General features: G+C 58.4%; 12 protein-coding genes and 1 riboswitch. Of the genes, 4 read left to right on the top strand and 8 right to left on the bottom strand.

Annotated elements, in window-relative coordinates:
- Positions 1 to 14: 14 nt before the first annotated feature.
- The 6 genes from CFT68_RS03760 to sdaAB all read right to left on the bottom strand — a co-directional run bounded on the left by CFT68_RS03760 (position 15) and on the right by sdaAB (position 6,113).
- On the bottom strand, positions 15 to 407 hold the full coding sequence (locus tag CFT68_RS03760) for a DUF4259 domain-containing protein (protein WP_088842080.1): 393 nt from the start codon (positions 405 to 407) through the stop codon (positions 15 to 17).
- Between the two features lie 85 nt (positions 408 to 492).
- On the bottom strand, positions 493 to 993 hold the full coding sequence (locus CFT68_RS03755; protein WP_088842079.1) for a hypothetical protein: 501 nt from the start codon (positions 991 to 993) through the stop codon (positions 493 to 495).
- On the bottom strand, positions 993 to 1,982 hold the full coding sequence (locus CFT68_RS03750) for an NAD(P)H-dependent glycerol-3-phosphate dehydrogenase (protein ID WP_088842078.1): 990 nt from the start codon (positions 1,980 to 1,982) through the stop codon (positions 993 to 995). The genes CFT68_RS03755 and CFT68_RS03750 overlap by 1 nt, the downstream gene beginning before the upstream one ends.
- A gap of 259 nt (positions 1,983 to 2,241) precedes the next feature.
- Positions 2,242 to 3,651 carry an efflux RND transporter periplasmic adaptor subunit gene (locus tag CFT68_RS03745; protein ID WP_088842077.1) on the bottom strand — a complete coding sequence of 470 codons (1,410 nt, stop codon included), beginning with the start codon at positions 3,649 to 3,651 and terminating at the stop codon, positions 2,242 to 2,244.
- Positions 3,652 to 3,755: 104 nt separating this feature from the next.
- A complete protein-coding gene (locus tag CFT68_RS03740) occupies positions 3,756 to 5,264 on the bottom strand; it encodes a TolC family protein (RefSeq protein ID WP_088842076.1) in 1,509 nt (502 codons plus the stop codon).
- A 168-nt stretch (positions 5,265 to 5,432) separates the two neighbouring features.
- Positions 5,433 to 6,113 carry an L-serine ammonia-lyase, iron-sulfur-dependent subunit beta gene (gene sdaAB / locus CFT68_RS03735; protein ID WP_088842075.1) on the bottom strand — a complete coding sequence of 227 codons (681 nt, stop codon included), beginning with the start codon at positions 6,111 to 6,113 and terminating at the stop codon, positions 5,433 to 5,435.
- 204 nt (positions 6,114 to 6,317) lie between these two features.
- Here sdaAB and CFT68_RS03730 point away from each other — a divergent pair, with 204 nt between their 5' ends.
- Positions 6,318 to 7,304, top strand: a complete 987-nt coding sequence (locus CFT68_RS03730) for a tryptophan 2,3-dioxygenase family protein (protein ID WP_088842074.1) — start codon at positions 6,318 to 6,320, stop codon at positions 7,302 to 7,304.
- Between the two features lie 116 nt (positions 7,305 to 7,420).
- On the opposite strand, the gene CFT68_RS03725 is transcribed toward CFT68_RS03730, so the two are convergent.
- Both CFT68_RS03725 and CFT68_RS03720 read right to left on the bottom strand, forming a co-directional pair.
- Complete coding sequence (locus CFT68_RS03725; protein ID WP_088842073.1) at positions 7,421 to 7,990, bottom strand: DUF2911 domain-containing protein; 570 nt, start codon at positions 7,988 to 7,990, stop codon at positions 7,421 to 7,423.
- A gap of 172 nt (positions 7,991 to 8,162) precedes the next feature.
- Positions 8,163 to 9,485 (bottom strand): MFS transporter, encoded by a 1,323-nt coding sequence (locus tag CFT68_RS03720; protein ID WP_088842072.1) that lies wholly within the window; start codon positions 9,483 to 9,485, stop codon positions 8,163 to 8,165.
- A 129-nt stretch (positions 9,486 to 9,614) separates the two neighbouring features.
- A riboswitch (cobalamin riboswitch) is annotated at positions 9,615 to 9,809 on the top strand.
- A gap of 191 nt (positions 9,810 to 10,000) precedes the next feature.
- Here CFT68_RS03720 and CFT68_RS03715 point away from each other — a divergent pair.
- The 3 genes from CFT68_RS03715 to CFT68_RS03705 all read left to right on the top strand — a co-directional run bounded on the left by CFT68_RS03715 (position 10,001) and on the right by CFT68_RS03705 (position 12,808).
- Positions 10,001 to 10,396 carry an acyl-CoA thioesterase gene (locus tag CFT68_RS03715; RefSeq protein WP_088842071.1) on the top strand — a complete coding sequence of 132 codons (396 nt, stop codon included), beginning with the start codon at positions 10,001 to 10,003 and terminating at the stop codon, positions 10,394 to 10,396.
- A 168-nt stretch (positions 10,397 to 10,564) separates the two neighbouring features.
- The gene (locus tag CFT68_RS03710; RefSeq protein ID WP_088842070.1) at positions 10,565 to 10,861 is read left to right on the top strand and encodes a hypothetical protein; all 297 of its coding nucleotides are present in this window, start codon (positions 10,565 to 10,567) and stop codon (positions 10,859 to 10,861) included.
- 369 nt (positions 10,862 to 11,230) lie between these two features.
- The gene (locus tag CFT68_RS03705; protein WP_088842069.1) at positions 11,231 to 12,808 is read left to right on the top strand and encodes an NAD(P)/FAD-dependent oxidoreductase; all 1,578 of its coding nucleotides are present in this window, start codon (positions 11,231 to 11,233) and stop codon (positions 12,806 to 12,808) included.
- The last annotated feature ends 26 nt before the right edge of the window (positions 12,809 to 12,834 follow it).

The following is a 12,834-nucleotide window of genomic DNA, read 5'->3' as shown; positions in this document are numbered from 1 at the left end:
CCGCGAGTACTGACTTATTGCAGCCGGTGCAGAAGGTCCTGCTGGCGCTGCTGCCACTCTTTTTTGTTGTCGCCTTTGGTCCAGTGCGCCTGCAGATCGGAGCGTTTAGAAACTGCTTGCACGGCTTCACGGGCCAGGCCCTGCAAGGTGGTGCTTTCCGCGGGGTTGAGCTGCACGGTAATGGGCAGCAAATCAGCCGGAAGGTCTTCACCGGGCTTACCAAGGAGAGCGGCAACCAGTTCAGCCGCGGCCAGCGCTTCCTGCGCCGCATCGTTCCCGATAGTTTCAGCCGATGGAATGTCGGCCAGCGCCTCCGAAAGCAGGCCTAGGCTGTGCGTATCCCGGAACTTAGCCGCCAAATCTGCTGCCAAGTCATTATCGAAGTTGTAGTAGCCCCAGGTGCTCATGCAGTAGCGGTTAAGTGAGTGGAAATATTACTTAACAGACGAGAAACCCGCTGATTTGTTCGGCCTAGGCCAGTCGGAATGAAGGTTACTTCTCCTTGTCCAGCACATCTTCCTGAGAATTTATATGAGCCGAACCGTTAGAAGACTCTTGCTCGGGGCGCTCAGAAAACTCCTGCAGCATATGCATCTCCATAACGCGCTTCAATTTGATACTATACAATGTACCTCCTACAGAAACACTTACTGGCGCTAGTAGTAACAGGGAAAGCCAAAACCACCGACTGGGCCTTTTACTCCCTCTAGGCCACTGCTTCAGAGCCAGAAACCAAGTCACAAATAATATCAATCCGGCAATGGTAGCGCTGAGCAAAACGGCGTTGTACGTCTGAACGCCCGGTATAGCCTGCGGAAGCGCCATCAAAGGGGGATAGACAGTCCAGCCCTTACTGCCATCAAGTATGCCCAACCACTCCGGTTTTCCCAGCATCCAGTAGTCCACGACTAAGATCAGCACTGATACCCAGCCAGTTCCTAATGCAAAAAACCAGGCCAGGCGCCACCGCCCTTCGGTGGAGTCAGCAGGCATCACTTGAATTTCTCCTTTAGCAGTTCAATTTCTACAGCCGGCGAAATCTTCTCGTACAGAATGTGGTAAGCTGCCGACGTGATGGGCATTGACACTTGCAGCTTCTTGTTCAGCTCGTAAATGCTCTTCACGGCATAGTAGCCCTCGGCTACCATATTCATTTCCATCTGCGCGGATTTTACGCTATAGCCGCGGCCCACCATGTTGCCGAAGGTGCGGTTGCGGGAAAACTGCGAGTAGGCCGTCACCAGCAAGTCGCCGAGGTAGGCAGAGGCGGATAGGTCGCGGGGCTGCGGGTTGAGCGCGTGCACAAAGCGCCGCATTTCCTGCACCGCGTTTGCCACCATTACTGCCTGAAAGTTGTCGCCGTAGCCCAGGCCGTGCGCAATACCGCAGGTCAGGGCGATGATGTTCTTCATGACGGCGCAATACTCAATGCCGTCCAGATCCTGAGCCGGGTTGGCTTTCACGAAGCGGTTGCGCAGCAGGATGCTGAACTCCTCAGCCAGCTCCATATCGGGCGAGCCAATGGTCAGGTAGCTTTGCTTTTCCAGGGCCACTTCCTCGGCGTGGCACGGGCCGGCTACTACCCCAATGCGCGTGTGCGGCAGCCGGAAACGCTCGGCCACGTAATCCGTCACGAGCACGTTTTTGCCGGGTATCATACCTTTAATGGCCGAAATAACCCGCTTATGCTTGAGCGAGTCACGGTCCAGCTTATCTAGGGTGCTTTGCACGAAGGCGGCAGGCACGGCCAGCACCAGCCAGTCGGCGTCGCGCACGGCATCTTCCAAATCCGTGGTCGGGTGCACACGGTTCAGGTCCAGGGCAACGGAGGACAAGTAGCGCGGATTATGGCGCGTGCGCAACAGGTGCTGCACGTCGTCTTTACTGCGCATCCACCAGGCTACGCGGGCCCCGTTTTCTGATAGAATTTTGGTGAGAGCAGTGGCCCAGGAGCCACCGCCGAGCATGGCAATTTTTTCCAAGCTGGATGAGGATGAGGTGGTGAAATGGTGATTTAGTGAAGTGGTAATTTAGGGAGTTTAACATCCGACTGGCCTAGACTGCACCAGTAGCGCAATCCGCGCCTACCGCACGAAAAACTCCCTATTTCATCAGTTCACGAAATCACCGTCCGTCAATCTTAGCCAAAAAAAATGAGAGGCCGCCGTTGCCAAGTGCAACGGCGGCCTCCCTGAGTGGCCTAGGCCACAAGCGCTCAGGCAGATGTGCTAGGCCAGATGGCTATTCACTTTCTTTGTCGTCTTCTTTCAGCGCCGACTTATCCAGGGATTTAGGATCCTTGATGACGACCGTAGCGCCATCCTTCAGGGTTTTGGAAACTACCCGGTACGGACCGCTCACCAGTTCGTCGCCGGCCTGAATACCGCTCAGAATCTCCATGTTGTTTCGGTCGCTGATGCCGGTTTTCACGGGCGTCATTACGGCTTTGCCGTTTCTAATTAGGAATACCACCTGCTCTACTTCGGGCTTGCTGGTAGCCTTAGCCGTTTCTGGGGTTGCAGCAGCGCCACGGCTCACGCGCACCGCTGGCGTGCCTTTCTGATTGGCATCTTCCGTATTCGTGCTGTCGGCGCGCGTGGTTACGGCCATCAGCGGGACGCTCAGTACATTGGCTTTACGCTCCGTGATGATATCCACCGACGCCGTCATACCGGGACGGAACGGTACTACGGCGCGGCCTTTTTCCGTGCGCAGCAACTGCTGGTACGACTCGGGCAGCAGCCGGATGCGCACTTCAAATTCCGTCACGGCCTCGGCCGTAAGGGCGTCCTTGGCCGTGTTGGCGATGCTGGTTACAATGCCCCGGAACTTCTGGTTCTTGCTGGCATAGCTGTCCACTTCCACGTTGGCTGAGTCGCCGAGGGTCACGTTGATGATGTCGTTTTCATTTACGCTCACCCGCACCTCCATATTGTTGAGGTTGGCCACCCGCATAATCTCCGTACCGGCCATCTGCGAAGTACCCACTACCCGCTCGCCCTTTTTTACATTGAGCTTGCTCACGGTGCCATTTACTGGCGCGTAGATGGTCGTTTTGTCCAGGTTCTTGCGGGCTTCGTCCAGAGAGGCCTGGGCGCTGCGCACATTGCTTTGCGCACCCCGGATGCTTTGGCGGGCCGAGTTAATTTCTTCCTGCGACGCATCATAGGCCGCTTTGCTGGCTTCGTAATCCGACTGCGAAATCACCTTCTGTTTGAAGAGCGACGCATTGCGCCGGTACGTCAGCTCGGTTTGGCGGGCGCTGGCAATCAGCTGCTGCAGGCGCGCCTGGGTCTGGGCCACATTGGCGCGCTGCGTACCTACCGAAGCCGACTGCATGTTTACCATGGCCTGGTAGTTATCTGGCCGGATGCGCAACAGGAGCTGGCCTTTCTTCACGGAGTCGCCTTCTTCCACGTACAGCTCAATGATTTCGCCGGATACGTCGGGCGAAATTTTCACTTCCGTTTCCGGCTGCACCTTACCCGAGGCACTCACCGTTTCCACAATCGTGTTCATGCCGGCTTTCACGGCCAGCACCTCGGTGCCAGCGGGTTTGCCGACCCAACCCTTCTTCTTCGCCACCCAGAAGCCACCTAGTAGCAGCACTACTACAGCCAGCAGAATATACAGTACGCGGTTGTTTTTCATCTTAGCAACTTAGGGTCTTGGTATTTGGGGTCTTGGGAAGCAGATACAGAATAGTCCTCAGGCACAGTACAAACCGTGTGGAGGCAGGCAGCCGCTGCACTGGCCTACAGCGCAATGGGGCGGCCCTGGTAGAAGTCGAGGACTTTGCGGCGGAAGATAAACTCGTACTTGGCCTGAATCATGGTGGACTCTGCCGCCGTGAGGTTGTTTTTGGCAATGTTGAACTCAGTGCCGTTGAGCAGCCCGTTGTTGAAGCGAATTTCGGCGTTGCGGTAAGCCGTAGTCAGGGCTTCTACCTGGCGGCGCGCCGATAGGTAGCGGCGCTGGGCCGCAATGGCGTCGGCGTAGGCCTGCTGGATGTTCTGGCGAACCGTGAGGCGAGCCTGCTCGGCGCGCAATTCCTGCTGCTGGATATTGATCTGGGCCCGCTGCACGCTGGTGCGGGTTTGCAGACCATTCAGAATCGGGATTTGCAGCGAGAATTGCAGGTTTTTACCCAAGTTATCTTTGATCTGGCTGGAGAAGCCGGAAGGCAGGAATTCGGCCACAGCCTGCTTGGGCTGCAACAGAAAATACTGCGACGGAATGGGCTGCCCACCCAAGCCGGGCTGAAACACCGGCAGCTGCACTGCATCGGTCGAGTCGCCATTGAACACCCGAGCCAACCGCGACGAGGAGAAACCCGTGAACACACCGGCGCCAAACGCCAACCTCGGATAATATCCACCGCGGGCAATATCGAGGCTGCGCTGGGCGGAGCGCACGCGCAAATCGGCCGCTTTTATTTCGGGTAGCAGGCTTTGCGCCGTCTGGAACGTCCCATCGGGGTCGGCTTCCAGCAGTGGCTGGTCGTCGGGGTCAGCCAGGGCCGGAACTTCAATCTGTAGGCCTGTCGGCGTAGGCAAGTTCAGCAGCTGGGCAAGCGTGAGGCGAGCCAGGTCGCGCTGGTTCTGGGCCGTGATGACGTTCAGCTCATCGGAAGCCTGCTGGGCCTGAATATCGAGCAGGTTGCTTTCCGGAATGGCGCCGGCCTTCAGGAGCTTTTGCGTACGCTCTACCTGCTGCCGGGTGCTGTTCACGCGTACCTCGTTGGTGCGCACCAGCTCTTCGGCCAGCACCAGCTGGAGGAAGGCGGAGGCCACGTTCAAAGACAAATCGTTGCGGGACTTTTCAATATCCAGGTTGCTAGCCTCCGTGTCGAGGGCATTACGCTTCACTGTGTTGCGCAGCTGAAAACCTGCGAACAGCGTAACCTGGGTATTAGCCGAGAAGTTGTTTGAGCGGATGGTCTGGCTTACGAAGTCGTTGGTCAGTGGGTCGAGGCTGGTACCGTAGTTCCAGGCCTGCGTACCCGAAAGGTTGGCCGTGGGCAGCAGGGCGGCCCGGCTTTGGCGCAGCGTAGCGTTCTGAAGCTCCGAAGTTAGCTGCTGCTGACGTACCCCCAGGTTATTTTTCAGGGCGTAATCAATGGCCTGCTGCAGAGAGAAAGGTCCGCTGGGTGTAGTGCCCGCCAACGACCCGGCCGGCGGCTGAGTGGGCTGCGTGGTCTGGGCCACAGCCGGGGCCGCCAGCAGCCCGGCCGACATACTCAACAACCAGTAAAAACGCTTCATAAGAGGATACTTACTTGCCTGAAAGAAAAGAAGAAGTTAGCCGGGAGCGAAAGCCAAGTGGCCTAGGCCACTAAAGGTATCGGAACGGTAGGCCACTCCCCTGTCAAAATCAACCAATCGGGGAAAATCAGCCGTGAAAAAGCCGTTTTACACCGTTAGTCTAGTAATTTACTCGATAGTAGGAATGTAGGTAACGCGGTGAACCCAGCGCAATTGGCGCAGATATTCCAGCGTGATTTCACGAAGCCCCGAGTCTATTTCGATGAACTGCCGGGCCGCATCGTTCTTGCCCTTGCGCGACACGAACATGGTAGCAATGTTGCAATCGTCGTGGGCTATAACGGAGGCGATGAAGGCAATGGAGCCGGGCACGTCGTCGGCATCAATGATGAGCGTGTGCAGCGAGGCGGAGAAGTCCGAGGGAAACCCATCCACCTCCACAATGCGAATGACGCCGCCGCCCCGGCTCTGCCCGATCACTTCCACTGAGTTGCCGGTGCGCTCATCGCGCAGCTGCAGCTTAATGGTATTGGGATGCATGGTCGAGGCATTGCCCACGCTCTGGAACGTGTACTGCAGCCCGGCATGCTTAGCGTGGTCGAAGGCTTCGCGGATACGCACGTCGTCGGTGGCCATGCCCAGCAGACCGGCCACAATAGCTCGGTCGGAGCCGTGGCCCTCGTAGGTGCGGGCGAAAGAGTTGTAGAACGTGATAGTCGCGTGGGTCGGAATCGAGCCCAAAATGCGGATAGCGGCCCCGGCAATGCGGACTACGCCCGCTGTGTGCGAGGAACTCGGCCCAATCATCACGGGTCCGATCATATCGAAAATACTGCTTTTCTCGGCCATAAACAGGGTAAAGGTATCGGATTCATTGGGGAAAGCAACAGGCCTAGGCCACTCCCGCAATCCATGTCCCGACATATTCAGCCAGTAAGATGTCTGGGGCAGCCTGGCCGTTGCCTGCGTGGTGGTTTCGAGGGCTTTTTCGTTCTTTGTAGGCCACCCACTCCTTTCTTTTCCTTTCTCCCGCCGTTTACCTCCACCCTACGCATGAGCTCTCCCGAGGAAGAATTCTCGCCGGCCGTCTGGCAACAGCTGCGCCTACTCCAAACCAAATACGCTGCCGATGGCCAGGATCTGGCCGGCTACCTGGAAGGCCTGTACTACGCCGACTACGTCAATTACTGGGACTACATCAAGCTAGACACGCTTCTCTCCCTGCAGCAGCCGCTCACGAAGATTCCCGATGAGCGCATTTTCATCATGTACCACCAGATTACGGAGCTGTACTTCAAGCTCTGCCTCTGCGAGTACGAGCAGCTCGGCGACTTGCAGACGCCCACGCTCCAGGAAGTGGTGCTGCGCGTAGGCCGCGTAAACCGCTACTTCGAGAACCTGATCGACTCGTTTGATGTGATGGTGGACGGTATGGATAAGCAGCAGTTTCTGCAGTTCCGCATGAGCCTGATGCCCGCCTCGGGGTTCCAGAGCGTGCAGTACCGCATGATTGAGTTGGCCAGCACCAGCCTCACCAACCTCGTGCCTGAAGAGCAGCGCCGCCTACTCGGCGAAGCCGCCGCCCACGACGAGCTGCTGGGCTGCATCTATTGGAAAGCCGGCGCCACCGTGGAAGACACCGGCGCCAAGGCCCTCACGCTTGTGCAGTTTGAGGAAAAATATACGGCTCAGCTCATCGAGCACGCCCGCCATTTCCAGGAGCGCAACCTGTGGGCCGTGGTGCAGCGCCTGCCCGAAGAGGACCGCCAGCACCCGCGCCTGCTCCGCCAGCTGCGCCAGCTGGACGTGAACGTGAATGTGAACTGGCCCCTGATGCACTACAAATCGGCGGTGCGCTACCTGGAGCGCCACCCCGACGCCATTGCCGCTACCGGCGGCACTAACTGGCGCAAGTACCTGCCTCCCAAGTTCCAGCGCCGTATTTTCTATCCGCAAATCTGGAGCCCCCAGGAGCTGGAAGACTGGGGCAAAGCCTGGGTAGAAAGCGTTCTGGGCGAGGAAATGGCCAAGCAAGGGTAGAGTTCCGAATCCGCTTTCTACCTGGCCTAGTGCTGCCAGAAATCAGATCGGCCACCGCTCCTACTCATCTGAGTAAGAACGGTGGCCGATCTGATAAAAAAAGGCTTCTAGGCCAATTACTTGCTTACCGTGAAGCTGGCTTGCGTATTTTCCCAGGCCATTTTTACTACACCAGCGTTATCAGAGGTGATGGTGAACTGCTCTACCAGAGCAGGCAGTTTGGTGGGCTTCACCTTCACGCGGAGAGCATCCTGGTCGGCTTTATACTCGTAGGCGCCCCACTGATCAGCGGTCTTGTTGAAGATGATGGTCCATTCCTGCTCGCCGGGAATGGTAAACAGCCCGTACTTACCGGCGGGCAAGGCCTGGCCGTTGATTTTCACGGGCTGCTTCACCTCGAAGGTGGTAGCCTCATTGGCGCCGGTGCGCCATACTTTACCGTACTGCTCTAGTCCGCCGAATATTTTGCGGCCTTTGACGGAGGGCCGGCTGTAGTCGATGGTGTAGGCCACTCCGCCGGGCGCGGTGCCCATTACGGTAGCGGGCGGGCTGGGCCGCTTCGATTTGTCTTCGGGCGCTTTGGTTGTAGTGGTCTTGGTGGTAGTTGTAGTGGTGCCCTGGGCGAAGGCCGCACCGGTTAGCAGGGAGGCCCCAATGAATAGGGTCAGGAATTTGAAAGTGCGCATGGCGTTGATGGGGTTAAGGAGAGTGAGATAGAACAGTAAGCACAACGTACGAACTTTGTTTTCGGGGCAAAAGCACGTCCTCAAAAAAAGCTCTTCCAGTTTCTCATGGACATATCTAGAAGTCAACTAGTTGCTTCTGTTTCCTGCTGAGCTACGCTAGGCCACTTGCCGGTTACTGGTCATCGCGCATGCGGGAGGTGTCGCGGGTGTCGCCCATGCGCAGGTACACCAGCAGGGAGATGGCGGCGCAGGCCGTTACGTACCAGTAAAACCAGGTTTCCACGCCGTTGTCTTTGGCCAGCAAGGCCACGTATTCGGCGGTTCCTCCGAAGATGGCCACCGTGAGAGCATACGGCAGGCCTACGCCCAGCGCCCTGATTTCCGTCGGGAACAGCTCGGCCTTCACCACGGCATTAATGGAGGTGTAGCCACTCACGATACACAAGGCCAGCACCAGCAGCCAGAAGGCCGCGCCAGGCCCGCTGGAGTGGCCTAGCGCCGTGAGCAGCGGGTAGGTGCCCAGCGTAGAGCCCACCCCAAAAAAAAGCAGCACCGGCCGCCGGCCCACCCGGTCGGAAATGGCGCCCAGCACGGGCTGAAGCAGCATGGCCACGCCCAGCGCCCCAAAGGAAACCAACGTGGCATCGGCCTTGCTGAAACCGGCTGTGTTCACCAGAAACTTCTGCACATAGGTAGTAAACGTGTAGAATACCACCGTACCGCCCAGCGTAAGGCCCACCACCGTCAAGACCTCGCGCGGGTAGCGCAGCAGCACCTTCAGCTTACTGGGTTGCGCGGCGGCTTCCGGGTCAGTGGCCGTGGTGGTCTGGTGGGTGAAAGCGTCGGTTTCTTCCATGGTGCGGCGCAGGTACAGCGCCACCAGCGCCGCCACGGCCCCGAGGGCAAACGGTACGCGCCAGCCCCAGGCATACAGCTCTCCCGGGCTAAGCACTTTCTGGAGACCAAGCTGCACCAGCAGCGCCAGCAGCTGCCCGGCAATAAGCGTGACGTACTGAAAACTGGAGAAGAAGCCGCGGTTGCGCTGGTCGGCCATTTCGCTCAGGTACGTGGCCGAGGTGCCGTACTCGCCGCCTACGCTCAGGCCCTGCAGCAGCCGCGCCAGCACCAGCAGTATGGGGGCCGCCACCCCAATCTGGCTATAACCGGGCGTAAGGGCGATGAGCAGAGAGCCACCGCACATCAGCAGCACCGAGAGCAGCAGCGCGGCTTTGCGGCCGTGGCGGTCGGCGTAAATACCCATCAGCCAGCCGCCCAGAGGCCGCATCAGAAAGCCCACCGCAAAGATGGCGGCCGAGTTGAGCAGCTGAGCCGTCAGGTCGCCTTTGGGGAAGAACGCTGGCGCGAAATACAGCGCAAATGCCGAGTACACGTACCAATCGTACCACTCTACCAGGTTGCCCACCGAGCCGCTGAAGATGGAGCGGATGCGGGAGGCCATTGTTCGCGGCGCAAGAGAAGCAGCAGGAAGAGCCATAGGCCAGTAGCGGAAGAAAAAGGAACGGCCGCAAAATAGCGGAAGCCATCGGAAACTTGCCCTAGGTCATCCGGCCCGCGTCCAATTGGCGGGTTCTGCTACCTTTGGGCCAGTTCTTTGTCTGTTTTTCCAGTCAGACGAGCGGCAGGTTTATGGCTTCGGCCGGAATGAAAAGGGAACCGGGTGCAACTCCCGGACAGACGCGCTACTGTAAGTAACCAATCGTCAGTGCTTTCCAGCCACAGCCCATTGCCTGCCAACGCGGGTGAGAAGGGCGGAAAGCATGTTACAAGTCAGGAGACCTGCCCGCCGCTCTTTATGATGAGGCTCCTGCGCGAATCGGGTCCTTGTTGGGTGCTGCTGCGGGCTTCTGCCCTCCTCCACTGTTCTGGCCTACGGGCAAGCGCGGGCAGGTGAGCGCGTACGGCTGCGGGCATTCCGGCAATGATTAGGAGGCGTTGGGAGCCGCGGAAACCGCCGGCAAAGGGTATTCCCCCTATATATTTCCCAACTTCATGTCAGCTCTCGACGAAAAAATCAGCCGCGCGGAAACCCGCATTTTCAAAGCCGTTTTCCCAAATACCACCAACCACTACGATACGCTGTTTGGCGGCACCACGCTCCATATGATGGATGAGGTAGCCTTTATTACGGCTACCCGGTTCAGCCGCCTCAAAATGGTGACGGTATCCTCCGATAAAGTCGATTTTACGCATCCCATTCCGGGCGGCACTCTGGTGGAACTGATTGGGCGTGTGGCCCGCGTAGGTAACACCAGCCTGCAAGTCCGCGTAGAGCTATTTGTGGAGCAGATGTACTCTGAAGAGCGAATCAAGGCCGTTTCGGGCCTGTTCACCTTCGTGGCCATTGATGATCAGAAACGTCCGGTTTCCATCCTGGGCCAGAGTTGATGCTTCATTTTTGGGAAGATGGTATCTTCTGAGTAGTCAGGAGCTTATGGCGCGGCGCCAGCTTTCTTATCCAAAACTATATTGGAATCTTAAGATAAACTGAACCTTTCTGGACTACAGACGGGTTAGAGCCACTATTAATCACCTGATTTCTCCTCTCAGTTGAAAATGGAGCAGCCCATTGCTAATCAGAAAGCCCGTTTGGAACAATCCTTTCAAGAGGCCGACAAAGCTCGTGAAGAGCTTACCGACTCCATATCCAACTCTGTCGCCGCCAACTGCGACCTGCTACATCACGGATTGGTCAGCGCCAAGGGCCTGGAAGTCACCACCGAAATGTACCGTCACTTGCTAGGACGGCTGCTGCGCAACCCTTCCGGCGAAGTACGCAGCCAAGTGTTGGAGCATTTCAATCAGTCGATGGAGAAGTTCTGGCCCCGGAAAACCACTACCAGTCAAGACTGAATCGGCCGCTAGGCCAGTTTGGTTAGGCTCCTGCCCTGCCGCCCGCCCCCTGTGTTGCCTATCTGGCAATGCTTCTGGCGAGTGGCAGGGCAGTTTGCTGATTATGAACAAAGTGGTCTGGCACCACTACCATCAGCGCGTCCTGCGAAGCTTGCCGAAGCATCTGGCGTGCTAATGTTGTAGCGCTTATCGATGATTCGAGCGTGATGCCCCGACCAACTCAGCAGGACGACGCCCCGGAGCATTCTAATTACTGGCCTTGTTTCCGGCATAAACCCCGGCCGATCACACACTCTAGGCCACCTTTTTCGTATTTTTGCAGCTGCTTTTTTCCTTTGGTTCAAAGGCTAACTCCCTTTCACCTTTCTTATGCCTACTCCTCAAGAAATCGAGGTCCTGCTTCCGCCGGAAGTGGCCTACGATGAAATGGCGCGCTACCGCGCCCTACTCGACGCCGCTGGGTTGGTGCCCGGCCAGGCCGATTTTGTGCACCTGCGCAAGCGTTCCATTGATGCGCGCGGCCGGCAGCCCCTGGTTCGCCTGCGCGCCGATATTTATGAAACGGCGCCGCCAACTGACCTGTTTGGGCCGTGGTTCAAGTACCCCGGCGTAGGCCAGTCGAAGCGCTCCGTCATCATTGTAGGAGCCGGTTCGGCGGGCCTGTTTGCAGCTCTGCGTGCCATTGAGCTGGGCATAAAACCCATTGTGCTGGAGCGCGGCAAAGATGTGCGCACCCGCCGCCGCGACCTGGCCGCGCTCAACAAGGACCACGTAGTGGATTCTGACTCGAATTACTGCTTTGGCGAAGGCGGCGCCGGCACCTACTCCGACGGCAAGCTCTACACCCGCGCCACCAAGCGCGGCGACGTGGGCCGCATTCTGCGGATTCTGGTGCAGCACGGCGCTACCCCAGATATTCTCGTCGATGCCCACCCCCACATCGGCACCAACAAGTTGCCCTCCGTGGTGCAGGCCCTGCGCGAAACCATCCGGGAGGCGGGCGGCGAAGTGCGGTTTGAAACCCGCGTCACGGACCTCATTCTGGAGCAAAACCACCTGCGTGGCGTAGTTACGGCCAGCGGTGAAGCCCTAGAGGCCGATGCCGTGATTCTGGCCACTGGCCACTCCGCCCGCGATATATATGAGCTGCTGCACCGCCGCGGCGTACTGATTGAGGCCAAACCCTTTGCCTTGGGTGTGCGCGTTGAGCATCAGCAGCAGCTTATTGACCAAGCCCAGTACCGCCGCCAGGAACGCGGGGCGCTGCCCGCGGCGTCGTATGCGCTGGTGCACCAAACCCAGTGGCAGAACAAGCAGCGGGGCGTGTTTTCGTTCTGCATGTGCCCCGGTGGCTTCATTGTGCCCTCGGCCACGGCGCCCGGCGAAGTAGTAGTGAACGGCATGAGCCCCAGCCGCCGCGACTCCCGTTTCGCCAACTCCGGTATCGTGACGGCCATTGAGCTGGAGGACATGGACGTGCGCCAGCACGGCGCCCTGGCGGGCCTGCGGCTGCAGCAGGAAATTGAGCAGCGCGCCTGCCAGCTGGCCGGCAATACCCAGCTTGCGCCCGCCCAGCGCCTCGGCGACTTCCTGAAAGGCAAAGTCTCCTCGGAGCTGCTGGAAACCAGCTATCAGCCGGGCCTGGTATCGGTGCAGATGGAAGACGTGCTTGGCAGTGGCCTAGCGGAGCGGCTGCGACAAGGATTCAAGAATTTCGGGCAGAAGATTCCGGGCTACGCCACCAATGCCGCCCAGATTGTGGGCGTGGAAAGCCGCACCTCCTCTCCCGTCCGTATTCCGCGCGACCGGGATACGCTGCAGCACCCCGAGGTGCGTGGGCTGTTTCCCTGCGGTGAAGGGGCGGGCTATGCCGGCGGCATTGTTTCGGCGGCCATGGATGGGGAACGGTGCGCTGAGGCAGTATTGGCAGCCATCAGCTCGAAATAATCGTTAAAGGAGTACACCACCCGTTG

This window comes from Hymenobacter gelipurpurascens, from assembly GCF_900187375.1.
GTDB lineage: Bacteria > Bacteroidota > Bacteroidia > Cytophagales > Hymenobacteraceae > Hymenobacter > Hymenobacter gelipurpurascens.
The sequence above is the reverse complement of the archived record's forward strand: the minus strand, read 5'-3'. Positions and strand labels throughout refer to the sequence as shown.

Bases quoted from the DNA above. Each gene is read 5' to 3' on its own strand.
- CFT68_RS03760 (WP_088842080.1), bottom strand. From the start codon at position 407: ATGAGCACCTGGGGCTACTACAACTTCGATAATGACTTGGCAGCAGAT.
- CFT68_RS03740 (WP_088842076.1), bottom strand. From the start codon at position 5,264: ATGAAGCGTTTTTACTGGTTGTTGAGTATGTCGGCCGGGCTGCTGGCG.
- CFT68_RS03745 (WP_088842077.1), bottom strand. From the start codon at position 3,651: ATGAAAAACAACCGCGTACTGTATATTCTGCTGGCTGTAGTAGTGCTG.
- CFT68_RS03725 (WP_088842073.1), bottom strand. From the start codon at position 7,990: ATGCGCACTTTCAAATTCCTGACCCTATTCATTGGGGCCTCCCTGCTA.
- CFT68_RS03730 (WP_088842074.1), top strand. From the start codon at position 6,318: ATGAGCTCTCCCGAGGAAGAATTCTCGCCGGCCGTCTGGCAACAGCTG.
- CFT68_RS03715 (WP_088842071.1), top strand. From the start codon at position 10,001: ATGTCAGCTCTCGACGAAAAAATCAGCCGCGCGGAAACCCGCATTTTC.
- CFT68_RS03710 (WP_088842070.1), top strand. From the start codon at position 10,565: ATGGAGCAGCCCATTGCTAATCAGAAAGCCCGTTTGGAACAATCCTTT.
- CFT68_RS03720 (WP_088842072.1), bottom strand. From the start codon at position 9,485: ATGGCTCTTCCTGCTGCTTCTCTTGCGCCGCGAACAATGGCCTCCCGC.
- CFT68_RS03755 (WP_088842079.1), bottom strand. From the start codon at position 993: ATGCCTGCTGACTCCACCGAAGGGCGGTGGCGCCTGGCCTGGTTTTTT.
- CFT68_RS03705 (WP_088842069.1), top strand. From the start codon at position 11,231: ATGCCTACTCCTCAAGAAATCGAGGTCCTGCTTCCGCCGGAAGTGGCC.
- sdaAB (WP_088842075.1), bottom strand. From the start codon at position 6,113: ATGGCCGAGAAAAGCAGTATTTTCGATATGATCGGACCCGTGATGATT.